Raw genomic sequence first — 26,097 nt, 5'->3', positions numbered from 1 at the left:
GCCCGACCGCGCACGCGCCCGACCGCACGCGCCCGACCGCACGCGCCCGATCTCGCGCGCCCGACCTCACGCGTCCGGTCGGACGACCCCGAGTATCGGCATCGAACCCGCCCCGGCGAGCGTGACCGTCCGTCCCGGGCGCGGGGCGTGGATGATCGCGCCGTCGCCCACGTACAGCGCGACATGGCTGGCGTCGTCGAAGTAGATGATCAGGTCGCCGGGGCGCATGTCCTCGACGGCGACGTGCGGGAGCTGCTTCCACTGCTCCTGCGAGGTGCGCGGTATCGCCTGGCCGGCGCTCTTCCAGGCTTCGGAGGTCAGTCCGGAGCAGTCGAAAGTGTCCGGGCCCTCGGCGCCCCACTCGTACGCCTTGCCCATCTGCGCGGTGGCGAACTGCACGGCCCTCTTGCCCTGTACGGACGCCGCGCTGTTGATCTCGGCGAGGATGCCGGTGTCCAGCCAGGCGGTCTGCGCCTTCTGGGCGTCCTGCCGCTCCAGTTGTTCGAGGCGCTCCTTCTCCTCCTTCTCCAACTGGGACTCGAGCTTCTCGGCCGCCGCGATCTGCTTCTCGATCTTCTTCTGGGCCGCCGCCTTCGTCTTGCGGCCCGCCTCCAGCTTCTGCCACTGCGTGGAGGCGTCCTTGGAGTACTGCTCCAAGTCCTGCTGGGTGCGGGTCAGTTCGCCGATCATGCCCTTGGTCGCGCGCTCGCCCTGGAGCACCCGGCCCGCGCCGTCGAGGAACTCCGCCGGGTCGTCGCTCAACATCAACCGCGCCCCGTCCGGCAGCCCGCCGGTGCGGTACTGGGCGCGGGCCGCGGCGCCGGCGCGGTCCTTGAGGTCGTCCAGCTTCGCCTGCCCCGCGACGATCTTCTTGGCCAGCTCCACGATCTCCGCGGACTGCTTCTTCGTCGCTTCCTCGGCCGCGTTGTAGTCGTCGGTGGCGACGGCGGCGTCGTGGTAGAGCGCTTCGAGCTTGATGTGGACGGCCTCGAGGTCCTTGTTGGACGCGGTCGAGGGGAGCGGAGGGGCCGAAGACCCCGCCGCCGGTGACGTGGTGGCACTGGAACTGGGCCCGGGGTCGGGCGCGCCGGGGCTGGCGAACGCGACGCCGGGCGCCCCCAGCACGGTGACCGCGCAGACCACGCTCACAGCCGCCGCGAGCAGACCGCGCTTGCCCGTTCCCATACCCCGTCCCCCAACCCCTGATTAACCGTCAGTAACTTACGGTGCCCGGGGGATCGTGCCATGTCACGGCCGAGAACGACAGAGGCGCAGACAAATGCTGCACTTTCCTGCTCCCCACCCTGCTTCCCCGCGCTCACCCACCCCGGCATGACGATCTCCCCGTCAGTGTGACGAACGACTCACGGAGATCGTTCCCGGCGGCTCCGAAGTTCCCGAAGTTCCCGAAGTTCCCCGAGTTCCCGAAGGCCGGCCAACTGTTCACTCCGGCTCACTCCGGCTCACCCCCGCTCGCCTCCGCTCACCTCCGGGGAGTCAACGCCCCCCACCGCACCGTCACTTCCCCCTGCCGCCACCGCACCGGCCCGTCCGTCACCGGCCAGTCGGCCGTCAGGTCCCGCACCGCGCGGATCCACCGCTGGCGGGCGCCGTACGACGCGTAGGGCGCGGCGGCCGCCCAGGCGCGGTCGAAGTCGCGGAGGAAAGAGTGCACCGGCTCGCCCGGAACGTTGCGGTGGATCAGTGCCTTGGGCAGCCGCTCCGCCAGGTCCGAGGGCCGCTCCAGGGACCCCAGCCGGGTCGCGAAGGTGACGGTCCGCGGCCCCTCCGGCCCGAGCGCGACCCAGACATGCCGTCGGCCGATCTCGTCGCAGGTCCCCTCGACGAGCAGTCCGCCACGGGATCCGGTCACCGGATCGGCCGGCGCGAGCCGCGCGCACAGCCGCTCCCAGACGGCGGCGACCTCGTCCTCGTCGTACTGCCGCAGGACGTTGGCGGCGCGTACGAGGTGGGGCCGCCGGGGGACGGGGATCTCGAACCCGCCGTGCCGGAAGACCAGCCCCTCGCGCGCGTACGGCTCGGCTGCCGCGACCCGGGCCGGTTCGATCTCGACGCCCACGACACGCGCGCGTGGAGCGACGGAACGCAGCCGCGCCAGCAACTCGACGGCCGTCCAGGGCGCGGCCCCGTACCCGAGGTCGACGGCGACCGGCTCACCGGCCCGCCGCAGCTCAGCGCCGTGCGCGGCGACGATCCAGCGGTCCATGCGGCGCAGCCGATTGGGATTGGTCGTCCCGCGCGTGACCGTGCCCACGGGGCGGGCGGGGGCGCGGGATGTCATACCTAGGAGGGTATGCGCACAAGGGACCCCCACGCCCCTCGCCCCCGAACAGTTGAGCGACCCCGGTAACGACTGGGCAAAAACCGCCCCTCCCCAAACCCGCCCGGAATGGGAATGCCTCCCTCCGATGTTGCACCCCCGTGGAGGGCGCCCCACACCCTCCTTCCCGCATGCCCGCGCCCGCAGCAAGAGCAAGGAGGAACGCCACGTGAGCCAGTACGTCAACAGGCTCGGGCGTCGCTCTACGGCGGCCCCCTCGCGGCTCAGGCTCCACCGCCGCCCCCGCCGCGTAGCGATGCTCTCCGTGCACACCTCACCGCTCCACCAGCCCGGCACCGGCGACGCCGGCGGCATGAACGTCTACATAGTCGAGCTCGCGCAGCGCCTCGCCGCGATCAACATCGAGGTGGAGATCTTCACGCGGGCGACCACCGGCGGCCTCCCGCCGACCGTCGAACTGGCCCCCGGAGTCCTCGTCCGGCACATCGACGCCGGCCCCTACGAGGGCCTCGCCAAGGAGGACCTCCCGGCCCAGCTGTGCGCGTTCACGCACGGTGTGATGCAGGCCTGGGCCGGCCACCGCCCCGGCTACTACGACCTCGTCCACTCGCACTACTGGCTCTCCGGCCACGTCGGCTGGCTGGCCGCCCAGCGCTGGGGCGCCCCCCTGGTGCACGCCATGCACACCATGGCCAAGGTCAAGAACGCCAACCTGGCCGACGGCGACACCCCCGAGCCCGCCGCCCGTGTCATCGGCGAGACCCAGATCGTCGCCGCCGCCGACCGCCTCATCGCCAACACGGCGGAGGAGGCCGACGAACTCGTACGGCACTACCACGCCGACCCCGGCAAGGTCGCCGTCGTGCACCCCGGCGTCAACCTCGACCGCTTCCGCCCCGCCGACGGCCGCGCCGCCGCCCGCGCCCGCCTCGACCTCCCCCAGGACGCCCTGGTCCCCCTCTTCGCGGGCCGCATCCAGCCCCTGAAGGCCCCGGACGTCCTCCTGCGCGCGGTCGCCGTCCTCCTCGACGAGCGCCCGGAGCTGCGCTCCCGCCTCGTCGTCCCCGTGGTCGGCGGCCCCAGCGGCAGCGGCCTCGCCAAACCGGAGGGCCTGCAGAAGCTGGCCGCGCGGCTGGGCATCGCGGACGTCGTACGGTTCCGTCCGCCGGTCGGCCAGGACCAGCTCGCGGACTGGTTCCGCGCCGCGTCCGTCCTGGTCGTGCCCTCCTACAGCGAGTCGTTCGGCCTGGTCGCCATAGAGGCGCAGGCGGCCGGCACCCCGGTGCTCGCGGCCTCCGTCGGCGGCCTCCCGGTGGCCGTCCGGGACGGCGAGACGGGCTTCCTGGTGCAGGGCCACGATCCGGCCGACTACGCGCGCGTGCTCGCACGTTTCGCCGACGGCCCCGAACTCCCCGCCCGCATGGGCGCGGCCGCCGCCGCGCACGCCCAGTCCTTCGGCTGGGACACCGCGGCCGCCGCCACCGCCGACGTCTACGCGGCCGCGACCCAGGCCCACCGCCGTGGCGTACGCTCCGATCATGGGTGACGTCATGGGTGCCGCGGAGAAGACGACCGCGCAGGTCATCGAGGCTTTCCTGAAAGACGCGGAGGCCACGGAGGGCGCGGAGGGCACGGAGGACGGGGCGCTGGAGTGGGAGACCCCCGAGCCCGGCACCTACGTGGTCCAACTCCCGGGCACCCGCAAGCTCAAGACGACCGTCTCCCTCATCGTCGGCCGCCACTCCCTCTCCCTCAACGCCTTCGTCATCCGCCACCCCGACGAGAACGAGCCCGGCGTCCACCGCTGGCTCCTGGAGCGCAACCTCAAGCTGTACGGCGTGAGTTACGCCGTCGACCAGCTCGGCGACGTCTACGTCACCGCCCGCCTCCCCCTCTCGTCCATCACCCCGGACGAGATCGACCGCCTCCTCGGCCAGGTCCTGGAGGCCGCCGACGGCGCCTTCAACACCCTCCTGGAACTCGGCTTCGCGAGCGCCATCCGCAAGGAGTACGAGTGGCGCGTCTCCCGAGGCGAGCCGACCCGCAACCTGGACGCGTTCGCCCACCTGACCCGACGCCCGGCGGACTCGCCGGATCCGGTCAGGAAGGATCAGGGTCAGAGCTAGGGGCCTGCGTAGGGGCAGACGTGGGGGACGTCGGCGAGTCGAGCTGATCGGCGAAGGCGCGCAGGGCGTCGGCCAGTTCCTGCTTGGTGGGCAACTGGTCCACCTTCGCGCCGAGTTCGGTGATACGCCGGTTGATCTCGTCGAGATCGGCCGACGGGGTGGGCGTGGGCACCGGATCGGTCGCATCAGGGTCGGGCTCGGCGTCGGTACCGCCACTGTCACCGCCGCCGGTGACGGTGCCTCCGGTGCCGCCCCCGGTGTCGGCGGGCACCTCGGTGACCGGATCCAGCGTGGACGACGCGCTCGGTACGGGGCCGTCGGGCCCCTCGTCCGAACCGGCCGCGAGGGCGACGCCCACACTCACGGCCACCAGCGCCGAGGCCCCTGCGACAGCGGCCGCGAATCGCCCCAGATGTCTACGCCGCGTCCTGTCTCGTCTGTTCTCTGCCTTTATCTCTGCCTCTGCGCTCTGAGTCTCGTCCATGAACGCGACGCTAGCCCGCGGCGATCACCGGACGGAGAACTTCCGCGCATACCGTCCCGGCGTGACCCCCACCAACTTCCGGAAATGGCGCGTGAGATGGGCCTGGTCGTAGAACCCGGCCGCCGCCGCGACCTCCCCCGGCGGACGCCCGTCGAGCAGGAGCCGGCGGGCGAGGTCGACGCGGCGGGCGGTGAGGTACTGGTGCGGCGCGATGCCGTATGCCCCGCTGAACGCCCGTACGAGATGGGCCGGATGGGCCTGCACCAGCCCTGCCGCCTCGTCCAGTACGAGGCCTTCGACGACACGCTCGTCGAGGAGCTCACGGAGCCGGCGGGCGAGGGCGGGGTCACGGCGCGCGGGACCGTCCGGCCGCTGCGCCCGCAAATGGACCCGCAACCGCTCGCCGATCAGCGCCAGCCGGCTGTCGGCCTCCAACTCGTCGCCCGGCCGGGCGAGCGCGGAGTGCAACTGCCCCACCCGCCGCCGCAACACGGGATCCCACAGGCCGGGCGCGTCGACGGCGGACCCGATCAGCTCCTCGCCGAGCACACCGGCATCGAGGTACAGGACCCGCTTGCGGAAGCCGCCGGGAGTGGCGGCGGAACCGTTGTGCGGGACGTGCGGCGGCAGCAGGGTCACCGTGTCGTGCGGCGTGCCGTGCTCGTGCCGGTCGAGTTCGTACCGTACGGCGCCGTCGTCGACGATGAGCAGCGTCCACGCGTCGTGGACGTGCATCGGGTAGGCGTACTCGGTGAAACGCGCGTGGAAGACCTCCACGACGCCCGCGACGGCCGGGCGCCAGGCGGAGACTTCCTGCTGGGCGGCCATGCAAAGAACGTACAAGACGGGGTCGTAGGCCGTTCGGCAGTCTCGCTCCATGAGCACTGAACCGATGGTGAGCGCGGAACCGATGCGCTTCGACACGAAGATCGCCGTCCTGCTGCGCGAGGACCTGGAGACCTGGCAGCGCCTGAACGTCACCGCGTTCCTGGTCAGCGGCCTCGGCACCACGGTCCCCGAGGTGATCGGGGAGCCGTACGAGGATGCGGACGGCGTCGGCTTTCTCCCGATGTTCCGCCAGCCGGTGCTGGTCTTCGAGGGCACGAAGGAGACGCTGGCAGCGGCCCACGCGCGCGTGCTCTCCCGAGCCCTCCCGCGCGCGGCGTTCACGACCGACCTCTTCACCACCGGCAACGACCGCGACAACCGCGCCGCGGTACGCGCCGTACGGACAGCCGACCTGGACCTGGCGGGCCTGGCGGTCTACGGCCCGCGCAACGCGGTGGACAAGGTACTGAAGGGGGCCCGGATGCACCCGTGAGGCGTCTCAGCCGGCAGCGCTGACCTCGGACTTCGTGTCGACGCCGACACCTGCGTCGAGGTCGGGGTCGGGGTCGGCCGTATGTTCGGCGGGGGCGGCCTCCTCGTCCGGCAGGCGTCGCATCAGCACCCCGTACCCCACCCCCGCCGCCGTCCCCACGACCGCGCACATCCCCCACAGCCACTCCGCGCCGAACCGGTCGATGACGAAGCCGGACATGAGAGGGGAGACCAGGGAGGCCACGGCCCAGGAGAGCGTGTACATGCCCTGGTAGCGGCCGCGGCCGTGGGTGGGGGAGAGGCGGACGACGAGCCCGGTCTGGGTCGGCGCGTTGACGATCTCGGCGAGGGTCCACACGCACACCGTGAGCGCGAAGACGCCGACCGACCCGGCGAAGGCGGTGAGCCCGAAGCCGTACCCGGCGAGGACGGAGGAGACGACCAGCAGCCGTCGCGGATCCCGGTGCTCGATGAACCGGGTGATGGGGAGTTGCAGCGCGACGATCAGTACACCGTTGACGGCGATCACCATGCCGTAGTCGGCCGGCGTGAACCCGGCTGCGCCCATCGCGACGGGCAGCCCCACGGAACCCTGCTGGAAGACGAGCCCGACGAGGAAACACAGCCCGACGACGCTCATGAACCGCCCGTCGCGCAGTACGGTCCCCAGCCCGACGGAGTCCTCCGGGGCGGCCTTTTCCTCCTGCCGGGGCCGCGACTCGGGCAGCTTGAGGAAGACGACGAGCGCGCACACGAACGTCATCCCGGCCTCGACGAGGAACCCGGCACGGTAGCTGACCTCGGCGATGAACCCGGCGGCCATGGAGGACACGGCGAACCCCAGGTTGATGGCCCAGTAGTTGAGCGAGAACGCGCGGACCCGGTCCTCGGGCCGCACGATGTCGGCCAACATCGCCTGCACGGCCGGTCGGGAGGCGTTGGAGGCCGTCCCGACGAGGAAGGCGACGCCGGCGATGGCGAGCGGGTCGGTCACGAACCCGAGGAGCGCGACGGACAGGGCGGTGGAGACCTGCGCGATCAGCAGCGTGGGCCGCCGCCCGAGCCGGTCCGCCATGACCCCGCCCCCGAGGGAGGAGATCACCCCGCCGAGCCCGTGAAGAGAGGCGACGAGCCCGGCGTAGGAGGCGGAGTACCCGCGGTCGAGGGTGAGGTACAGCGCCATGAACGTGGCGACGAACCCGCCGAGCCGGTTGACGAGCGTGCTGGTCCACAGCCACCAGAACTCGCGCGGCAGCCCGGAGAGCGTCTCGCGGGTGGCACGTCTGAGAGTGGCGACGGACATGACGGATCCCCCGGGTTGTAAGTGGCGCAGGTGGCAACCAGAACTTACGAGGAGAGCCCCGGGAGAGGCCACTCAATTAAGGGATCCAGTGAACCGTCGAGGCCATGCCGCAGCGCCTGTCCACGGCCCTCTCCACTGCCCCGTCCGCCGAGCTGTCCGCTGTACGAGCGGGCGCACAACCGGCCGGAGCGGTGGATTACGCTCATACGCATGGCCGACGCACCGTACAAGCTGATCCTCCTCCGCCACGGCGAGAGCGAGTGGAACGCGAAGAACCTGTTCACCGGCTGGGTGGACGTCAACCTGAACGAGAAGGGCGAGAAGGAGGCAGTCCGCGGTGGCGAACTCCTGAAGGACGCCGACCTCCTCCCCGACGTGGTCCACACGTCCCTCCAGCGGCGCGCGATCCGCACGGCCCAACTGGCCCTCGAATCCGCCGACCGCCACTGGATCCCGGTCCACCGCTCCTGGCGCCTGAACGAGCGCCACTACGGCGCCCTCCAGGGCAAGGACAAGGCGCAGACCCTCGCGGAGTTCGGCGAGGAGCAGTTCATGCTCTGGCGCCGTTCCTACGACACCCCGCCGCCTCCGCTGCCGGACGACTCGGAGTTCTCCCAGTCCTCGGACCCGCGCTACGCCTCCATCCCCCCGGAGCTGCGCCCGCGCACGGAGTGCCTGAAGGACGTCGTCGTCCGCATGCTCCCGTACTGGTACGACGGCATCGTCCCGGATCTCCTCTCCGGCCGCACGGTCCTGGTCGCCGCCCACGGAAACTCGCTCCGCGCCCTCGTCAAGCACCTCGACGGCGTCTCCGACGCCGACATCGCGGGCCTGAACATCCCGACGGGCATCCCCCTCGCCTACGAACTCGACGCCGCCTTCAAGCCGTTGACCCCGGGCGGAACGTACCTCGACCCGGACGCGGCGGCAGCCGCAATCGAGGCAGTCAAGAACCAGGGCAAGAAGAAGTAACCCCCACCTTCAGCCTTTGGGCCCCCGACCTGCGGTTCCTTCGCGGGGCGGGGGCTTTTGGCGGGGCTGGGTGGGCCGTCTCTCAGGATTCCGGGTTGAGACCGCCTCAGGATGCGCAGGGAGACGCTGTGTCCGCTGGTGCCGGGCCTGTCGGTCAGATGGATCAGACTGATGACGCCATCCGTCGCGTCCATGGATTCCCTCCCCGAGGTAACCAGGTCCGAGCATCCTGCCGGACCGCTCACGAATCTCACGGTTCGGGGTGCAGACGCTTCAGAAAGACGTCGGACACGGCTCGGGCGGTGCGGCTCTGTGCCGGGTGTCTGCCAGGGGGTGGTCCGCGCAGGAAGGTGACACTTTGGTGCGGGAGTGTCACATTTCTGCGGCTCACCTATGGGGGACCCGGCGTGCCCGCGCACCGCTCACCTTCGAAGACCCGCTTTGCTCCGACTCGGCTCGAGTTGCCGGACCATGTGGAGTGTGTCCCATGCGGAGTCGATCGCGTCGACGGCTGCACCGAGGATCTCGTCCTGGCGCAGGCCGAATCCGCCGCCCAGGTCGACCACGGCCCCGAAGCGCTCGGGCATGCCGGCTTTTACGGCGAAGAGCCGTTCCTGAGGAAGTTCGGCGGCGGCTGTTTCCTTGTCTCTGCCCGGGCTCCTGCCTTTCGGAGAGCTGTGACCGCTGCCTCGGCGTCTCTCTGCCTGACGCCGTCGAGGATCACGGCGGGGGCTGTGTCGTCAGAGCGTTGCTGTGCCAGAGGCTCAGGCCGGTCAGGCTGCGTACGACTTGGGCGACGTCCAGGGCATGGGTGCCAGGGGCGGTGAGGATCACGTCGTGAGGTACGTCGTCGCATACGAGTAAGAAGTACTCGCCCGCCATCGGCCACCCTCGTCTCGTCGCTGCCTTCGGCGTCCGGTACGACACTGTTCGCGCTGCCGTCACCTGTCCAGCGTCGTGAAGTAGGACGACAGGGCTGTCGTGGTCTCGGTCAGGGGGAAGCGGGGGCCCAAGTAGCCGTCTGGGCGGATGACGAAGGCGGTTGGGGTGTCTGGGTGGTAGAGGTGGGCGAAGTTGCCGGTGGTGTCTCGGTAGGCGGGGAAGGGCAACGTGGTGGGGGAGGACGGGGTGGTGTCGCGGGACAGGATGGCGATGGGGTGGATGGGGGGTCCAGTCGTCGTTTTCGTCAGGGCAACGGCGGCTGCTGCGGCTGTGGCTATGGCTTTGAGGTCCGTGCTGTAGAGGAGGAGCACGTGGTCCGGGCGGTTGCGCAGGATGTCCAGTAGGCGCCAGGGGTAGGTGGCTGTGGGGGTGGTGAGGCCGGGGCAGTCGGGGGCGCGGTCGCCGGGTTGGGGGGGGCGTCGGGTGGGCCGTGAGGGTGGGTGGCCAGGGGGCCGGGTCGGTAGGTGACGAGGAGTTGGGCCTCGCGGAGCAGGAGGGTGCGCGGGTCGTCGGGGTCGGATTCGAAGCCCTGGGTGGCGTGGCGGACGGTGCGGCCGACGACCTCCTCGCCGATCGGGCGGCGCTCGGCGTCGTAGGTGGCCAGGAGGGCGGGGCCGGCCTCGCCCCGGAGGACGAGGGCGAGTTTCCAGGCCAGGTTGCAGGCGTCCTGGATGCCGGTGTTCATGCCCTGGGCGCCGGTGGGCGGGTGGATGTGGGCGGCGTCGCCCGCGACGAACACCCGCCCGTCGGCGTAGCGGTCGACGATGCGGTGGCTGATGCGGAAGACGGAGGACCAGCGGAGGTGGGAGAGGGGGGTTGGCTTGGGGGCGAGGCGGTCTACGACCGTCTGGAGGTGGCGCAGTTCCGGGGCCGGGGTGCGGCCGTTCCCCAGGCCGCCCTGTAGACCGTGTGTCACGCCGTCGCCGTCGCCGTCGCCGTCGCCATCGGCGTTCTGCGTCTTGAGTTCCGGTGGGACCAGCATCGACATGCGGTAGCGGGCCGTGCCGGGCAGCGGGACGCAGACCAGCAGGTCGTCGGTGGCGCCGTCGGGGGTGCGGTGGGTCGAGCGGATGCCGTAGCCGGGGGGCAGGTCCCAGTCGGCCTCGACGTCGCCCAGCATGTACTCCTCGGCGAAGGCCGCCCCCTCGTAACTGAGGCCCAGCGCCTTGCGCACGGTGCTGTGCGCTCCGTCGCAGCCGATCAGATAGCCGGCCCGCAGCTCCTCGTCGGCGCCGGAGGCGGTGCGCAGGCGGGCGGTGACGCCGTCGTCGTCCTGGGTGAACGACAGGAGTTCGGTGCCGCGTTCGATGACGGTGCCGAGGCCGGCGACGTACTCCTCCAGGAGGCGCTCGGTCTCGTACTGCGGCAGCGCGGCGAACTCGTACGGCACCTCGGGTGGCAGGGAGAGGTCGATGCGTGCCTGCTCGCGGCCGTTGACGTAGATCAACTGGCCGCGCAGTACGGCGGCGGCCTCCAGGACCGTGCGGGCCAGGCCCATCCGGTCCCAGATCTCCAGCGTGCGCGGCTGGATGCCGACCGCCTTCGCGTACGGGAGGCGGGCGGGCAGGCGGTCGACGAGCCGGCAGCTCACCCCCTGCCGGCACAGTTCGGCGGCCGCGCTCAACCCGACCGGGCCGGCGCCCGCGATCAGTACGTCCGTCGCTCCGGCGTGCGCCACGGGTGCCTCCGGTCTCACACCGCCAGCGGTACCGGGTGGATCTCGTCCGCCTTGTGGCCGGTGCGTTCGTGGACGCGTTGGACGGCCTCCGCCGAGGGGCCCTCGGAGAGGCAGTAGACGGTGCCGGACTCCGGGTCCGCCCAGGCGTGCGCGAAGTGCACGCCCTCCTCGCCTTCGATGGCGAGGTCGGCCCTGTGGGCCTCGAGGAGTTGGTCGCCCGTGATGCCCTTCATGTTGTGGTGGACGTCCATGAAGCGGGTCATGACTGCCCACCCCCTTCCCTGTCCGTATCCGTAATCCCTCTGTGAGCCGGTGCCCGGCTCCTTCACCTCCATGCTGCGCCCGCGTACCCCCTGCGGCGACCGCACGACGAAGGCCCCGGCGCGGCGCCGGGGCCCTTCATCCACGTACGTTCGCTTCGTACTGCCTCAGCCGCACTGGCAGGGGCTGCCCGACTGGCACCCGCAGCCGCACCCCGAACCGCAGCCGCACGCGCCGATCAGCATCAGGTTCCTGATCTCGGCGGGCCGCTCGGTCGGGCGTTCCTGCGTGGGGTCGGGCGTGGGGGTACTGGGGGACTCGGCCATGGGTTCCTCCCGGAGGCGTAGGGCCTGTGCCCATTGCATGCCCGTTCCGCTGGGCGCATCAACGGCGCACAGTGGCTCGCGTACGCCCCAGCCCCTCCGCGCAGGCCCCTTTTCAGGCCCCTTTTCGGCCCCGGTCAGGCTCCCTCGGCCGCCGTCCCCGGCCCGCCCGACGGCTGGATCTCCGGCTGAAGGTCCGGCTGGAGCTCGTCCGCGTGCTCGCCCGTCACCAGGAACACCACGCGCTTGGCGACCGCCACCGCATGGTCGGCGAACCGCTCGTAGTAGCGGCCCAGCAGCGTGACGTCGACGGCCGTCTCGATGCCGTGCTTCCAGCGGTCGTCGATCAGGTGCTGGAAGAGCGTGCGGTGCAGGAGGTCCATCGCGTCGTCGTCCGCCTCCAGCTGGAGGGCCATGTCGACGTCCTTGGTGATGATGCACTCCGCCGCCTTCGCCATCAGGCGCTGCGCGAGCTGGCCCATCTCCAGGATCGTGGCGTGCAGGTCGTGCGGCACGGCGCGGTTCGGGAAGCGCAGCCGGGCCAGCTTCGCCACGTGCTGGGCGAGGTCGCCGGAACGCTCCAGGTCGGCGGACATACGCAGCGACGTGACGACGATCCGCAGGTCCGTCGCCACCGGCTGCTGCCGCGCCAGCAGCGCTATGGCCTTGGCCTCCAGGTCGTGCTGGAGCTCGTCGACCCTCTTGTCGGCCTCGATGACGCTCTCGGCGAGCTTGAGGTCGGCGTCGAGGATGGCGGTCGTCGCGCGTCCGATCGCCGACCCGACCAGCCGGGCCATCTCCACCAGGCTGTCGCCGATCGAGTCCAGTTCCTCGTGGTACGCGTCCCGCATCAGGATTCCCTCTCGTACGTCGTTCTCAGGGTTCGGTTCGGGTTCAGTTCGGGTTTCGGTCTGGGTCTCGGATCCGATTTGGTTCGGATTGTGGCTCCGATTTCGGTTCCGGACTCGGCTCCAGGGGTCGGAACCGGCCGCGGAACCGAGGCGGAACCGGCCGTGAAACCGGTGCCGACCGGCCGTGGAACCGGTGCTGCGAACCCCACGGTGCCACGGTCCGCCCCGTACGCGTCGATTTCCGTCACCTCAAATGAACCACCACTGGCTCCAAGGTGAACTCTGGGCGACGAGTGTTCGAGCTCGCACCTCGATGGCTGTGGCCAGGACGCAACCCGTGCCTAACCTGGGTGCATGGACGTGAACGCGGCGGTCGCCGCAGCGGCAGCGATCGCCGGGGTGCTCACCGGTGTCATCGCCATGCTGGCGTTCCGCTGGAGCGAGCGGGAGCAGAAGCGCCCCACGCGCACCTCTCTCCACACGGACCCGGTGCTTCCGCCGGGTGTGGACACCGTCCTGTCCGTGCTCCGCTCCTCCGCCGTCGTCCTCGACGAGGCCGACGCCGTCGTCAAGGCAAGCTCCGCCGCGTACGCCCTCGGGCTGGTCCGCGGCGGCCGGCTCAGCGTCGAGCCGATGCTGAAGATGGCGCGGGACACCAGACGCGACGGAGAGATACGCCAGGTGGAGCTGGACCTTCCCCGGCGCGGGACCGGGCGCGGCGAGGCTCTCGCCGTGTCCGCGAGAGTCGCCCCGCTGGGCTCCCGGCTCGTCCTGCTCCTCGTCGAGGACCTCACCGAGGCCCGTCGTATCGAGGCGGTGCGGCGGGACTTCGTGGCGAACGTCAGCCACGAGCTGAAGACCCCGGTCGGCGCGCTCTCCCTCCTCTCCGAGGCCGTCATGGACGCCTCGGAAGACCCCGAGGCGGTGGAGCGGTTCGCCGGCCGGATGCAGATCGAGGCCACCCGGCTGACCAGCCTGGTCCAGGAGCTCATCGACCTCTCGAGGGTCCAGAACGACGATCCCCTCGAGGACGCCGAACCGGTCGGCATCGACGAACTCGTCGCCGAGGCCGTCGACCGCTGCCGGCACCAGGCCGGTACCAAGCAGATCACCATCGCCGCCGCCGGCACCGCCGACCTGCGGGTCTTCGGGCACCGGGGCCAGCTGGCCGCGGCCCTCGGCAACCTGGTCGAGAACGCCGTCAACTACTCGCCGGCCCGCACCCGCGTCGGCATAGCCGCCCGCAGGGTGAGCGCGCCCGGCGGGGACCTGATCGAGATCGCCGTGACCGACCAGGGCATCGGCATCTCCGACAAGGACAAGGAACGCATCTTCGAGCGCTTCTACCGCGTCGACCCGGCCCGCTCCCGCCAGACGGGCGGTACGGGCCTCGGACTGGCTATCGTCAAGCACGTGGCCGCCTCGCACGGCGGGGAGGTCACGGTGTGGAGCGCCGAGAACCAGGGCTCCACGTTCACCCTGCGGCTGCCGGAGGCGGGCGCGCCCCGCGACCGCGCGCACCAGCACCCCGACCCGGACGAGGACGAGGACGAGATCGACGACGTTGACGCCGTCGACGGCCTCGACGACGACGCCGGCGACCTCGCCGAGGTCACCCGCTCCTCCCACACCTCCCCTCACCACTCACCCCGAGCAGCACCCCGCGCCTCTTCCCCCGACCCGTCCGCGTACCAGACGCTTTCCGCCCCGGAGGTCCTTCCGTGACCCGAGTGCTCGTCGTCGAGGACGAGGAGTCCTTCTCCGACGCCTTGTCGTACATGCTCCGCAAAGAGGGCTTCGAGGTCGCCGTCGCGACCACCGGGCCCGACGGGCTGGACGAGTTCGAGCGCAACGGCGCCGACCTCGTCCTCCTCGACCTGATGCTGCCGGGCCTGCCTGGCACGGAGGTCTGCCGCCAGTTGCGCGGCCGCTCCAACGTCCCCGTGATCATGGTGACGGCCAAGGACAGCGAGATCGACAAGGTCGTCGGCCTGGAGATAGGAGCCGACGACTACGTCACGAAGCCCTTCTCCTCGCGCGAACTGGTCGCCCGCATCCGGGCCGTCCTGCGCCGCCGCGGCGAACCGGAGGAGGTCACTCCGGCGGCCCTGGAGGCCGGCCCGGTCCGCATGGACGTCGACCGCCACGTCGTGACGGTCTCCGGTTCCAAGGTCGACCTCCCCCTCAAGGAGTTCGACCTCCTGGAGATGCTGCTGCGCAACGCGGGCCGCGTCCTGACCCGCATGCAGCTCATCGACCGGGTCTGGGGCGCCGACTACGTCGGCGACACCAAGACCCTCGACGTCCACGTCAAGCGCCTCCGCGCCAAGATCGAGCCCGACCCGGGCGCCCCGAGGTACCTCGTCACGGTCCGTGGTCTCGGCTACAAGTTCGAGCCGTAGGCCGGCCCGGCACGGTCCGTCAGGACGTACGCCGAAGGGCGGCACCCCACGCGGGGTGCCGCCCTTCGGCGTTGCTCACGAGGCTCAGTGGCCGGCCGTCGCCGACTCCGAGGCGTTCGCGGAGGCCGAGCCGGACGGGGAGGCCGAGCCGGCCTCGCCGCCCGCCGCCGGGGACCCCGACGTGCTCGCGGACGGCGACTTGGAGGAGCCCGCCGAAGAACCCTCCGAAGAACCCGCCGAAGCGCTGTGCGACGCGCTCGGGATGTCGGTCGGGCCCCACGACGAGAAGTAGCTCTCGGAGGGGACGACGAAGGCGCGCAGGCTGATCTCGCCGGTGTCGCTGAAGGTGAAGGTGATCTTCTGCGCGTCGCCGTCCCGGACGGCCTCACGGCTGCTCGGCAGGACGGCGGAGGCGTTGTCCGCGCCGCCGATGACGACCGAGCCGCCGGCCGGGACGGTCAGCTTGCCCTTGCCCTTGGCGGGCTTGAGCTCGGCGGACTTGCCGGTGCCGTCGACGGTGATGGAGTCCAGCGTCTGGGCGGTCTTCCCGGTGTTGAAGACGGTCGCCGAGATCACGGCGGGACCCGTCGACTCCAGGTCGGGCTGGGTGATGACCACGACGTTCTGCAGCTTGATGTCGCCGACGCTGGTGGCGGCGTTGTCCGGCTTGATCTCCAGGGTCTGGGAGTCGTTGCCGGCCCCGCAGGCGGCGAGCGAGGCGATCGAGAACGCGATGGCGGAAGCGGCGAGGGCGCCACGTCGAAGGCTGCTGCTCACGGCGGCGGCAACTCCTTGAACACGCGGGCGGCTTCCCTGTGAACAAAGCCGCCCTAAGGGTCTGTCAGCGGCCCTTAGGTTACCGAGCCGTTCCCGCGCCACCGCACCCGACCCGCCTCTAGAGCGATCCGGGGCGATCAGGGGCCTCGGCGGACGCCCCGCACGTCTCTCCGCCACCCCCGCCCCGACCACCACGAGCGACCCGTGAGTCACATTGGCTTCACCACTCGTCTTCCTGACTCGTCACTCGTCTTCCCGCTCGTCTGCCATTCACATAAGCGCGTCCGACAAGCGCGTCCGACACCCCCGCACGGATTTTCCGTGAAGGAAAACGAGACGATCACCGGAATTGATCACGACCCCGGTCGAAGACTGGATGATCAATTCCGGAAACGACTCGTATCCGGCCGCGCACACCGAACGGAGTAGCGTAAGTCGCACGCTTGGAAGCGGACATTTGCGGACGTTCAACCGCTCGCGCGGGCCTCCGGATGTGTGTACCGTGCGCGTTTCTCCCCCCTCGGAGAGCCGCTCCGACCTGCGAATACCTGCTTCCGCAGCCCCTCCGCAGCACGTTCCTGTTGCTGTTGTCAAGCCCTGAGATATGCCCTGACCTGCGAAAACGTCATTCAGAACCCGTAGTTTCCGTGTTACCCTGGATAGCCACGGAAGGGGTACCTGTCACATGACGTTCAAGGTTGGCGACACCGTGGTCTATCCCCATCACGGGGCCGCGCTGATCGAGGCTATCGAAACTCGCCAGATCAAAGGCGTGGACAAGACCTACTTGGTGCTGAAGGTCGCCCAGGGTGACCTGACGGTACGTGTGCCAGCGGACAATGCGGAGTTCGTCGGCGTACGTGATGTGGTCGGTCAGGACGGGCTGGACCGGGTCTTCGAGGTGCTGCGCGCGCCGTACGCCGAGGAGCCCACGAACTGGTCGCGTCGGTACAAGGCAAATCTGGAGAAGCTCGCCTCCGGCGATGTCATCAAGGTCGCGGAAGTAGTGCGTGACCTGTGGCGTCGTGAGCGCGAGCGCGGACTCTCCGCCGGTGAGAAGCGCATGCTCGCCAAGGCTCGCCAGATCCTGGTGAGTGAGCTCGCTCTCGCGGAGAACACCAACGAGGACAAGGCCGAAGCGCTGCTCGACGAGGTTCTCGCGTCCTGACATCGGTCGTCCTGACATCGGTGCCCGAGACCGGTCTCAGCACGCTGAAGAACGCGTACACAGCACACTGAAGAACACCGAAATGCCGCGGTGCCCGATGACGTATTTTCCGTCGCCGGGCGCTGCGGCATGTTCACGCCCGGACGCCGTAGCTGTCGCTCGCCCCCGTACTTCGATGTACTTCGTACTTCGATACTGGATGTGCCGGGCCCGGGCTGCTGCCTCGACCGGTGCGTCACGGAAGGGTCCGGTCAAGGCGTCGCGCCCGGCACTTCCCAGGCCATACCCACGCCAGGCCGGCACACAAACCTGACAGGAACCGATGTCTGACGATTCGCGTCCCTCCCCCGCGCCCGCCCGCACGGCCGCGGTGATTCCAGCCGCCGGACGGGGTGTACGCCTCGGTCCCGGCGCCCCCAAAGCGCTGCGCACGCTGGGCGGCACGCCCATGCTGATCCACGCGGTGCGCGCCCTGGCCGCCTCCCGCGCCGTCTCCCTGGTCGTCGTCGTGGCCCCGCCGGACGGCACCGCCGAGGTCAAGTCGCTCCTCGACGCGCACGCGCTGCCCGACCGCACCGACTTCCTGGTCGTCCCCGGCGGCGGGTCCCGTCAGGAGTCCGTGAAGCTGGGCCTGGACGCGCTGCCCCCCGGCCACGACATCGTCCTCGTGCACGACGCCGCCCGCCCCCTCGTCCCCGTGGACACGGTGGACGCCGTCATCGAGGCCGTACGCGAGGGCGCCCCGGCCGTCGTCCCGGCGCTGCCGCTCGCCGACACCGTCAAGGAGGTCGAACCGGCCGCGACCCCCGGCGACCCCGAGCCGGTCGTCGCCACCCCCGAACGCGCCCGCCTGCGCGCCGTCCAGACCCCTCAGGGCTTCGACCGGGCCACCCTGATCCGCGCCCACGAGACGGTCACGGACAACGTCACCGACGACGCGAGCATGGTCGAGCAGCTCGGCCTGACGGTCGTGGTCGTGCCCGGCCACGAGGAGGCCTTCAAGGTCACCCGCCCGCTCGACCTGGTCCTCGCCGAGGCGGTCCTGGCCCGCAGGAGGCTCAACGATGGCTTCTGAGACGACCTCTGAGACGGCCTCCGGGACAGCCTCCGGGACGGCCCCTGCGACGCCCTTCGCGGGGATGCCGCTCCCCCAGGTCGGCATCGGCACCGACATCCACGCCTTCGAGGAGGGCCGCGAGCTGTGGTGCGCGGGCCTGAAGTGGGAGGGCGAGGGACCCGGTCTGGCCGGGCACTCCGACGCCGACGTGGTCGCGCACGCCGCCTGCAACGCGCTCTTCTCCGCCGCCGGCCTCGGCGACCTGGGGCAGCACTTCGGCACCGGGCGCCCCGAGTGGTCCGGCGCGTCGGGCGTCACCCTGCTCACGGAGGCCGCCCGCATCGTCCGCGCCGCCGGGTTCGTCGTCGGCAATGTCGCCGTACAGGTCGTAGGTCCGCGGCCGAAGATCGGCAAGCGGCGCGGCGAGGCGCAGAAGGTGCTGTCGGAGGCGGCCGGAGCCCCCGTCTCGGTGTCGGGCGCGACGACGGACGGACTCGGCTTCCCGGGACGCGGCGAGGGACTGATGGCGGTGGCGACGGCGTTGGTGGTGCGACAGGCGTGAGTGTGCCAACCAAGGGGCGCGGGGCTGTGAGCATGTGCGGCTCCGCCGCGTGGGCGCGACCAGCCCCCACCGGCCCGCAGCCGAAAACGGTCCAATCGCCGGAAGGCGTGAGGCATCGCCACGGGCCCACTACCCTGGTGTGGTGACCATTCGCCTGTACGACACCAGCGCCCGGCAGATCCGTGACTTCGCCCCGCTCCTGCCGGGTTGTGTCTCGATCTACCTCTGTGGCGCCACGGTGCAGGCGGCCCCGCACATCGGCCACATCCGCTCCGGCCTGAACTTCGACATCATGCGCCGCTGGTTCGACCACCGCGGCTACGACGTCACGTTCATCCGCAACGTCACCGACATCGACGACAAGATCATCACCAAGTCGCACGACCAGGGCCGCCCCTGGTGGTCCATCGGCTACGAGAACGAGCGCGCGTTCAACGACGGCTACACCGCACTCGGTTGCCTCCCGCCGACGTACGAGCCGCGCGCCACCGGGCACGTCCCGGAGATGATCGAGATGATGCGCGGCCTCATCGAGCGCGGTCACGCCTACGAGGCCGACGGCAGCGTCTACTTCGACGTGCGCTCCTTCCCCGGCTACCTGGAGCTGTCCAACCAGGACGTCGACGACCTGCGCCAGCCCTCCGAGGAGGGCATCACCGGCAAGCGGGACCCGCGCGACTTCGCGATGTGGAAGGCGACCAAGCCGGGCGAGCCCGACTGGGAGACGCCGTGGGGCCGCGGCCGTCCCGGCTGGCACCTGGAGTGCTCGGCGATGGCCCACAAGTACCTGGGCTCCGCCTTCGACATCCACGGCGGCGGCCTCGACCTGATCTTCCCGCACCACGAGAACGAGATCGCCCAGGCCAAGGCCTACGGCGACGAGTTCGCCCGGTACTGGGTGCACAACGCCTGGGTCACCATGAGCGGCGAGAAGATGTCGAAGTCCCTCGGGAACTCCGTCCTCGTCTCCGAGATGGTCAAGCAGTGGCGGCCCATCGTCCTGCGCTACTACCTCGGCACCCCGCACTACCGCTCGATGATCGAGTACAGCGAGGAGGCCCTGCGCGAGGCTGAGTCGGCGTTCGCTCGGATCGAGGGCTTCGTGCAGCGCGTCGTCGAGAAGGCCGGGGGAGTCGTCGAGCCCGCGGCCGAGGTGCCGCCCGCCTTCGCCGAGGCGATGGACGACGACCTGGGCGTCCCGCAGGCCCTGGCCATCGTCCACACGACGGTCCGGCAGGGGAACTCGGCCCTCGCCGCCGACGACAAGGAAGCCGCGGTGGCCCGCCTCGCCGAGGTCCGCGCCATGCTCGGCGTCCTCGGTCTGGACCCGCTCGACCCCCACTGGGCCGGCGACGAGAGCCGCGGCGAGGACCTGCACGGCGTGGTCGACAGCCTCGTACGACTCGTCCTCGACCAGCGCGAGTCGGCCCGCGCGCGCAAGGACTGGGCGACCGCGGACGCCATCCGCGACCAGCTCGGCCAGTCCGGCCTGACCATCGAGGACGGCCCCCAGGGCCCGCGCTGGAGCCTCGGCCCGCGCTAGCCCCACTTCTTGATCAAGTGTGCCGCCCGGCCTTCCGGGCGGCACACTGCATAAGACGCAGACATCGCAACAGACGCAGTACGACGCACGCACGTACGAAGCTCACGGAGACGAGTCACTCATGGCAGCCAACAACCGCCGCATGTCCGGCAAGAAGGGCGCGCAGGTCGGCAGTGGCGGCCAGCGGCGCCGAGGCCTGGAGGGCAAGGGCCCGACCCCGCCCGCCGAGATGCGCAAGAAGCACAAGGCGAACCGCATCGCGAACGCCAAGGCGAAGCAGGCCGTGCGCCGGCCCGTGGCGCGCGGCCGGGGCGGCAAGGGCACGTCCGAGATGGTCGTCGGCCGCAACCCGGTCGTCGAGGCACTGCGCGGCGGCGTGCCCGCGAGCACGCTCTACGTCCAGCAGTTCATCGACAACGACGAGCGGGTGCGCGAGGCGCTCCAGCTCGCGGCCGAGCGCGGCGGCATCAACCTCATGGAGGCCCCGCGCCCCGAGCTGGACCGCATGACCAACGGCCTCAACCACCAGGGCCTGGTCCTCCAGGTCCCGCCGTACGAGTACGCGCACTCCGAGGACCTGGCCGCGGCCGCCTACGACAACGGCGAGGACCCGCTGATCGTCGCCCTCGACGGGGTGACCGACCCGCGCAACCTGGGCGCCGTCGTCCGTTCCGTCTCCGCCTTCGGCGGCCACGGCGTCGTCGTTCCCGAGCGTCGCGCGGCCGGTATGACGGCCGGCGCCTGGAAGTCGTCCGCCGGCACGGCCGCCCGTACCCCGGTCGCCCGCGTCACCAACCTGACCCGCGCCCTGGAGGCCTACAAGAAGGCCGGCATCGTCGTGGTCGGCCTGGCGGCCGACGGCGAGCACGAGGTCGGCGAACTGGCGGCCCTCGGCGGCCCGCTCGTCGTCGTCGTCGGCAGCGAGGGCAAGGGCCTCTCGCGCCTGGTCGGCGAGACGTGCGACTACCGGGTGCGGATCCCGATGCCGGGCGGCGCGGAGTCGCTCAACGCCGGTGTCGCGGCGGGCATCGTCCTGTACGAAGCGGCGCGGCGCAGGGCCTGACAGGGCGCCTGACGGGTCGACCGGGTAGGGCTTACGGGGGCTGAACGCGCGTCCGTAAGTTCACCCGAACGGTTTAATCCCGGCGAGTAGTGCAACCTTGACGGGGTCCGGACAGATCCGGCGGGTCAAAGCAGTGTCCTAAACACACGTCACTCGGTTAGATGAGTGTGGACACCAGAACACCCCGCACTCCCACGGGGGACCGCTCGTCGGGATTCGACGACGCTCCCGCGCTGAGCATGGTGAAGGTGCCGAGCGATCCGGCGCAGATCATCGTCAGCCACGTGAGCTTCCGCGTGCAGCTGGGCGCGTCGGCGCGGCGTAACCAATCCCCGCGGATCGCCCGGCACGCGAGCGCCATCGATGACACCGCGCGCATCCCCGTCGTCGGGGCGGCGGGCAGAGCGGGCGCCGCTTCCGGTGGCCGTCGGCGGGCCGTCGTCTGGAGCGGCAAGTCCGCCCCGGACGACACCGGCGCCCACCGGCTGCTGCAGGCCGTGCGGGCAGGCAGCGTCGGCCACGGCGAACCGCCCGCCGCCGACGCCGGAGCCACCCAGGTCATCCCCCGCGTCGACGCGGACGACAGGGGCTACGACGGCGACCTCGCCGCGCAGACCCTCGAAACCCCCGTCGTCGGCGCCCAGCGCGCCCCCGTCGCCGGCGAGCACCGCCTCCTGCCGAACATGCGCACCGTCGGCAGCGCCTACGACGAACCCGCCTACGACGACGCCCGGTTCGAGGACTTCGGGGAGGCCGACGGCGGCCCCCATCAAGGCCGCGACCGGGAACAAGAAGGGGACCGGGACCGGGAACAAGAAGGGGACCGGGACCGGGGTCCGCGTACCCGGCGGCAGGGCGACGACCCCGCCCGGCACGCCTACTACCCCGGCCGCCGCATGAACCTGGGAGTGGTCCTCCTCCCGCTCCGCGTCTTCCTCGGCTTCATCTCCATCTACGCCGGCATGGGCAAGCTGTGCGACCCCGTCTACTTCGACGGCGGCAAGCGCGGCTCCATGGTGAAGTGGCTCAACACCCTGCACCCGTGGGAAGTCGCCGAGCCACTGCGCCAGTTCGCCCTGCACCACCCCGTCGGCTCCGGCCTCGTCATCGCCTTCCTCCAGGTCGTCGTGGGCGTCCTCACGGTCCTGGGCTGCTGGCAGCGGGTCGCCGCGGTCGTCGGCGCCGGACTCTCCGCCGCGCTCATCGTCACCGTCAGCTGGAAGACCGTCCCGGTCTACGACACCCCCGACATCATCTATCTCGCCGCCTGGTCGCCGCTGATCATCGCCGGCGCCCCCGTCTACTCGGTCGACGGCCGCCTCGCCGCGGGCGCCTGGCGGCGGCTCGGCCCGCGCTCCGACCTGTGGGAGCTGCGCCGGTACGTGCTGCGTCGCGGCGCGCTGGTCACCGCCATCGCCGTCGGACTCACGCTGCTCGTCGGCTCGCTGCTCGGCGGCGCGGTCCGCGACTCCGACCGGGTCATCGTCCCCGGGCCGGGCGAGCCCCCGCGCAACGAGCTGCCCGGCATGCCGCTCCCGGAGAAGTCCGGCACGCGCGACACGGCCTCCCGGACGCCGTCCGCGTCCACCTCGCCGACCCAGGGGGCCACTTCGGCGGCGCCCACGGCGGGGGCGGACAGTGAGCCCTCCGAGGCTCAGGACTCCGCGACGGCCGGTGCCGGTGCTGGTGCCGGGGCGCCCAGTCAGACCCAGGGGACCGCGGGGCAGGCGCCGCCCGAGCAGGCCACTCCCGTGGAGGAGGCGCCGAGTAGCAGTTCGGGGCCCTCGTCCGGGGGGTCGAGCAGCTCTGGTGGGGCGAGCAGTTCCGGTGGGTCCGACGGTGGCTCGTCGTCTTCGGGGCAGCCCGGGCTGGTGGGCGGGTTGCTCGGGTAGGGGCCTGCTTCTACGGCGATGGGGGTGCCGCCCGCTCAAGAAGCGGGCGGCACCCCCATCGCCGTCAAGGGACACGGGGCTGTGTTCAATATGCGGCTTCGCCGCGTGGGCGCGACCAGCCACAACCGGCCCGCAGACGACGACGCAACGCCCCCCTGCCCAACGGTCAGCGGCCTAGCGCTGCCAGTTCCTTTGCTGCCTCGGTCAGGTCCTTCGCCGTGTCGATGGCTCGCCAGTACGCGCCCTGGGGGATGGGGAAGCCGGCCAGGCGGCGTTCGCGGGCGAGGTGGGGGAACGTGGTTCGTTCGTGGTCGCCGCGGGCGGGGAGCAGGTCGGCGAAGGCCGGGGAGAAGACGTAGACGCCCGCGTTGATCTCGTACGTCGTGGGCGGGGCCTCGATGAAGTCGGTGATGTGGCCGAAGCCGTCCGTCTGCACCGCGCCCCAGGGGATGCGCGGGCGCGCCAGCGCGACCGTCGCGACGGCGTCTCGCTCGGTGTGGAAGTCGGCCATCTCGCGCAGCGAGAAACGGGTCCAGATGTCGCCGTTGGTGGCGTACCAGGGCCGGTCGGGGTGGGGGAGGTGGGCGGCCGCGTACTTCAGGCCGCCGCCGCGGCCCAGGGGCTCGGACTCCACGACGGTGGTGACCTTCACGGGCAGCTCGGCCGACCGCAGCCAGTCGTCGAGGACCTCGGCGAGGTGGCCGCAGGAGACGACGACGTCGGTCACGCCCTCCTCGGCGAGCCAGCCGAGCTGATGGCCGATGATCGGCGTCCCCGTGCCGGGGATCTCGACCATCGGCTTGGGCCGGTCGTCGGTGTAGGGGCGCAGCCGGGACCCCTGGCCACCGGCCAGGATGACGGCTTGCGTGGGGTGGGACACGGCGTGCGGATCGGTCATGCCCGCACTGTACGTGCCGCTCGTTCTCGGGCGCGTGGCCCCCCGGTGGGAGGGGAGCCACGCATGTCCGGTCGGGAGGCGGGGGCGGGGGCTCAAGGCCCCGGGGCCTCAGCTGTGTGCCGCCAGGACGCCCGAGGCGAAGGCCGTGTCGCACACCGGGCGGGCGTACGACTGGGCGCGGGAGGGCCCGTACATGCGGACCGCGGCGCGGCCGAGGGCGCGGGCGATGGACGTGCAGTGGCTCGCCAGCGACGGCTTGCCGTTCACCGCGGCCTGGAGGTGGGTCAGGGCGACGCCCGGATCCTTCTCCTGGAGCTCGGTGAGCAACTGGTCGCGCAGGACGTCCTGCGGGGCCTTGGCGGCGTTGGCGGCATGCTGTGCGGACTGGTGCGCGGTGGTGACGTCGGAGGCGGTGAGCACCGAATCCGAGGGGTCCCCCGACCAGTTGACCCGGGTGACCGCGAGGGTCCCGGAGAGCACCATGACTACGGGCAGGACGAGGGCGAGCGAGCGGCCGATCCGGAGGGCCGGGCCGCCCGGGCCGCGGCGCGTGCGCTGAGTGGTGGAGTGGTTCGCGGAGTGCTTCACGCGTGAGAGGGTAGCGTGGAGTAATGATTTGGCGACATTTAGTCACCCGTACGGGGGATGAAGCTGTGCTCCTTTTTGGGTAAGGGGTTGACGGGGGTCGGTCGAAATGTCCGCCGTGCCGGGGATTTTCCGGGGATGGAAAAGGGCCCCGCAGCAGGCTGCGGGGCCCTTTTCGTCAACCTGGGTGAATTACCCGGGTTTAGTCAACCGTTGTAGGTCGCCGGCGTCAGTCCGAGAGGCGCTCGCCCGTCGACGTCGAGAACACGTGGGTCTCGCCCCCGCGCGGGACGACGTGCAGCGTGCTGCCCTTCTCCGGGACGTCACGGCCGCCGACACGGACCACGAGGTCCTTCGACTCGTCGCCGACCTGCGCGGTGCCGTAGACGAAGGCGTCGGAGCCGAGCTCCTCGACCACGTTCACGACGACCGCGAGGCCCTTCTCGACGCCGGTGGCCACGTCGAAGTGCTCGGGGCGGACGCCGACGGTGACCGTCTTGTCGGTGGCGGCGGAGAGCGCGTCACGCTGCACCGGCACCACCGCGTTGCCGAACTTCACACCGCCGTCGGTGATCGGCACCTCGACGAGGTTCATCGCAGGCGAGCCGATGAAGCCGGCCACGAACAGGTTGGCGGGGCGGTCGTACATGTTGCGCGGGGTGTCCACCTGCTGGAGCAGACCGTCCTTGAGGACGGCCACCCGGTCGCCCATCGTCAGCGCCTCGACCTGGTCGTGCGTGACGTAGACGGTGGTGATGCCGAGACGGCGCTGCAGCGACGCGATCTGCGTACGCGTCGAGACGCGGAGCTTGGCGTCCAGGTTGGACAACGGCTCGTCCATCAGGAAGACCTGCGGCTCACGCACGATGGCACGGCCCATCGCGACACGCTGACGCTGACCGCCCGAGAGGGCCTTCGGCTTGCGGTCCAGGTACTCGGTGAGGTCGAGGATCTTCGCGGCCTCCTCGACCTTCTGCCGGATCTCCGCCTTGTTCACACCGGCGATCTTGAGCGCGAAGCCCATGTTGTCGGCGACCGACATGTGCGGGTAGAGCGCGTAGTTCTGGAACACCATGGCGATGTCCCGGTCCTTCGGCGGCAGGTGCGTGACGTCACGGTCGCCGATGCGGATCGCACCGCCGTTGACGTCCTCGAGCCCCGCGAGCATCCGGAGCGAGGTGGACTTACCGCAGCCGGACGGACCGACCAGGACGAGGAACTCGCCGTCCGCGATATCGATCTCCAGCGCGTCGACGGCGGGCTTGGTCGAACCCGGGTACACGCGGGTCGCCTTGTCGAACGTAACAGTGGCCATGGCTCTGAGGCCCCCTTCTACCGGCAGGAACGTGCCGGACGATCCGTTGTAGGAAGGTGGTTGGTGTAGTCCACATGAGCGAACTGGGTCAGGACGGTACCCCGCGTTCGCCGGATCTGTCAGTACCTGGAGGCATGTGAACTTCGCGGGAATTTTCGAGCGGCCAGAGCAACCGCCTTTTGACCTTGATTCCCCCTTCACGGCCCGCCGCCGAGCACGCACAGCCCTGTGAGCTGCGCCTGCTCGGTCTTACGTGGGCTCCACAGGCGTTCC

General features: G+C 70.9%; 24 protein-coding genes and 1 pseudogene. 12 read left to right on the top strand and 13 right to left on the bottom strand.

From position 1 onward, the window contains the following. Positions 1–66: 66 nt before the first annotated feature. A complete protein-coding gene (locus OG352_RS19795; RefSeq protein ID WP_329218593.1) occupies positions 67–1,185 on the bottom strand; it encodes a C40 family peptidase in 1,119 nt (372 codons plus the stop codon). A 298-nt stretch (positions 1,186–1,483) separates the two neighbouring features. Beyond that, on the bottom strand, positions 1,484–2,302 hold the full coding sequence (locus OG352_RS19790) for a class I SAM-dependent methyltransferase (protein ID WP_329218592.1): 819 nt from the start codon (positions 2,300–2,302) through the stop codon (positions 1,484–1,486). A gap of 208 nt (positions 2,303–2,510) precedes the next feature. On the opposite strand from OG352_RS19790, the gene mshA reads away from it, so the two are divergent. Next, positions 2,511–3,848, top strand: a complete 1,338-nt coding sequence (gene mshA, locus OG352_RS19785; RefSeq protein WP_329218591.1) for a D-inositol-3-phosphate glycosyltransferase — start codon at positions 2,511–2,513, stop codon at positions 3,846–3,848. Further along, a complete protein-coding gene (locus tag OG352_RS19780; protein WP_329218590.1) occupies positions 3,841–4,428 on the top strand; it encodes a YbjN domain-containing protein in 588 nt (195 codons plus the stop codon). The genes mshA and OG352_RS19780 overlap by 8 nt, the downstream gene beginning before the upstream one ends. Here the strand turns inward: OG352_RS19780 and OG352_RS19775 are convergent. Continuing rightward, positions 4,403–4,798, bottom strand: a complete 396-nt coding sequence (locus OG352_RS19775; protein WP_329218589.1) for a hypothetical protein — start codon at positions 4,796–4,798, stop codon at positions 4,403–4,405. The genes OG352_RS19780 and OG352_RS19775 overlap by 26 nt on opposite strands. A gap of 138 nt (positions 4,799–4,936) precedes the next feature. Then, on the bottom strand, positions 4,937–5,740 hold the full coding sequence (locus OG352_RS19770; protein WP_329218588.1) for a helix-turn-helix domain-containing protein: 804 nt from the start codon (positions 5,738–5,740) through the stop codon (positions 4,937–4,939). Positions 5,741–5,789: 49 nt separating this feature from the next. Here OG352_RS19770 and OG352_RS19765 point away from each other — a divergent pair, with 49 nt between their 5' ends. Further along, positions 5,790–6,233 (top strand): DUF2000 domain-containing protein, encoded by a 444-nt coding sequence (locus OG352_RS19765; protein WP_329218587.1) that lies wholly within the window; start codon positions 5,790–5,792, stop codon positions 6,231–6,233. A gap of 6 nt (positions 6,234–6,239) precedes the next feature. On the opposite strand, the gene OG352_RS19760 is transcribed toward OG352_RS19765, so the two are convergent. Next, the gene (locus tag OG352_RS19760) at positions 6,240–7,535 is read right to left on the bottom strand and encodes an MDR family MFS transporter (RefSeq protein ID WP_329218586.1); all 1,296 of its coding nucleotides are present in this window, start codon (positions 7,533–7,535) and stop codon (positions 6,240–6,242) included. A 210-nt stretch (positions 7,536–7,745) separates the two neighbouring features. Between OG352_RS19760 and OG352_RS19755 the strand changes: the two genes are divergently transcribed. After that, positions 7,746–8,507, top strand: a complete 762-nt coding sequence (locus OG352_RS19755; protein WP_329218584.1) for a phosphoglyceromutase — start codon at positions 7,746–7,748, stop codon at positions 8,505–8,507. Between the two features lie 941 nt (positions 8,508–9,448). Here the strand turns inward: OG352_RS19755 and OG352_RS19745 are convergent. The 4 genes and pseudogenes from OG352_RS19745 to phoU all read right to left on the bottom strand — a co-directional run bounded on the left by OG352_RS19745 (position 9,449) and on the right by phoU (position 12,562). Beyond that, positions 9,449–11,127, bottom strand: a pseudogene (locus OG352_RS19745) (FAD-dependent monooxygenase). A gap of 14 nt (positions 11,128–11,141) precedes the next feature. Beyond that, entirely contained in the window at positions 11,142–11,390 is a 249-nt protein-coding gene (locus tag OG352_RS19740; RefSeq protein WP_329218582.1) for an SCO4226 family nickel-binding protein, read from the bottom strand. Positions 11,391–11,555: 165 nt separating this feature from the next. Then, on the bottom strand, positions 11,556–11,714 hold the full coding sequence (locus OG352_RS19735) for a hypothetical protein (RefSeq protein ID WP_177244840.1): 159 nt from the start codon (positions 11,712–11,714) through the stop codon (positions 11,556–11,558). A gap of 134 nt (positions 11,715–11,848) precedes the next feature. Continuing rightward, on the bottom strand, positions 11,849–12,562 hold the full coding sequence (gene phoU / locus OG352_RS19730) for a phosphate signaling complex protein PhoU (protein ID WP_329218579.1): 714 nt from the start codon (positions 12,560–12,562) through the stop codon (positions 11,849–11,851). A gap of 354 nt (positions 12,563–12,916) precedes the next feature. Here phoU and OG352_RS19725 point away from each other — a divergent pair, with 354 nt between their 5' ends. Continuing rightward, positions 12,917–14,287 (top strand): sensor histidine kinase, encoded by a 1,371-nt coding sequence (locus OG352_RS19725; protein WP_329218577.1) that lies wholly within the window; start codon positions 12,917–12,919, stop codon positions 14,285–14,287. After that, positions 14,284–14,964 (top strand): response regulator transcription factor, encoded by a 681-nt coding sequence (locus tag OG352_RS19720; RefSeq protein ID WP_015659563.1) that lies wholly within the window; start codon positions 14,284–14,286, stop codon positions 14,962–14,964. Before OG352_RS19725 ends, OG352_RS19720 begins: the two co-directional genes overlap by 4 nt. Before the next feature lie 84 nt (positions 14,965–15,048). Here OG352_RS19720 and OG352_RS19715 read toward each other — a convergent pair whose 3' ends face one another. Continuing rightward, positions 15,049–15,741, bottom strand: a complete 693-nt coding sequence (locus OG352_RS19715) for a DUF461 domain-containing protein (RefSeq protein ID WP_329218576.1) — start codon at positions 15,739–15,741, stop codon at positions 15,049–15,051. A 685-nt stretch (positions 15,742–16,426) separates the two neighbouring features. On the opposite strand from OG352_RS19715, the gene OG352_RS19710 reads away from it, so the two are divergent. From OG352_RS19710 to OG352_RS19685, 6 genes are all read left to right on the top strand, one after another. Further along, the gene (locus OG352_RS19710; RefSeq protein WP_003953493.1) at positions 16,427–16,909 is read left to right on the top strand and encodes a CarD family transcriptional regulator; all 483 of its coding nucleotides are present in this window, start codon (positions 16,427–16,429) and stop codon (positions 16,907–16,909) included. A gap of 322 nt (positions 16,910–17,231) precedes the next feature. After that, positions 17,232–17,984: a 2-C-methyl-D-erythritol 4-phosphate cytidylyltransferase gene (ispD, locus tag OG352_RS19705; protein WP_329218574.1), complete on the top strand. Its 753-nt coding sequence runs from the start codon at positions 17,232–17,234 to the stop codon at positions 17,982–17,984. Next, on the top strand, positions 17,974–18,528 hold the full coding sequence (ispF, locus tag OG352_RS19700) for a 2-C-methyl-D-erythritol 2,4-cyclodiphosphate synthase (RefSeq protein ID WP_443072304.1): 555 nt from the start codon (positions 17,974–17,976) through the stop codon (positions 18,526–18,528). Before ispD ends, ispF begins: the two co-directional genes overlap by 11 nt. A gap of 142 nt (positions 18,529–18,670) precedes the next feature. After that, positions 18,671–20,071, top strand: coding sequence for a cysteine--tRNA ligase (gene cysS / locus OG352_RS19695; protein WP_329218573.1), 1,401 nt, complete (start codon positions 18,671–18,673; stop codon positions 20,069–20,071). 121 nt (positions 20,072–20,192) lie between these two features. Continuing rightward, positions 20,193–21,134: a 23S rRNA (guanosine(2251)-2'-O)-methyltransferase RlmB gene (rlmB, locus tag OG352_RS19690; protein WP_329218572.1), complete on the top strand. Its 942-nt coding sequence runs from the start codon at positions 20,193–20,195 to the stop codon at positions 21,132–21,134. A gap of 161 nt (positions 21,135–21,295) precedes the next feature. Beyond that, positions 21,296–23,026 carry a DoxX family membrane protein gene (locus OG352_RS19685; protein WP_329218571.1) on the top strand — a complete coding sequence of 577 codons (1,731 nt, stop codon included), beginning with the start codon at positions 21,296–21,298 and terminating at the stop codon, positions 23,024–23,026. Between the two features lie 166 nt (positions 23,027–23,192). Here OG352_RS19685 and OG352_RS19680 read toward each other — a convergent pair whose 3' ends face one another. From OG352_RS19680 to OG352_RS19670, 3 genes are all read right to left on the bottom strand, one after another. Further along, the gene (locus OG352_RS19680) at positions 23,193–23,924 is read right to left on the bottom strand and encodes a nucleotidyltransferase family protein (protein ID WP_329218570.1); all 732 of its coding nucleotides are present in this window, start codon (positions 23,922–23,924) and stop codon (positions 23,193–23,195) included. 108 nt (positions 23,925–24,032) lie between these two features. Continuing rightward, positions 24,033–24,512, bottom strand: coding sequence for a hypothetical protein (locus OG352_RS19675; protein WP_329218568.1), 480 nt, complete (start codon positions 24,510–24,512; stop codon positions 24,033–24,035). Positions 24,513–24,738: 226 nt separating this feature from the next. Continuing rightward, on the bottom strand, positions 24,739–25,824 hold the full coding sequence (locus OG352_RS19670) for an ABC transporter ATP-binding protein (protein WP_329218567.1): 1,086 nt from the start codon (positions 25,822–25,824) through the stop codon (positions 24,739–24,741). Positions 25,825–26,097 lie beyond the last annotated feature (273 nt).

Source organism: Streptomyces sp. NBC_01485 (assembly GCF_036227125.1).
Taxonomy (GTDB): domain Bacteria; phylum Actinomycetota; class Actinomycetes; order Streptomycetales; family Streptomycetaceae; genus Streptomyces.
This window is presented reverse-complemented; position numbering and strand designations above follow the sequence as displayed.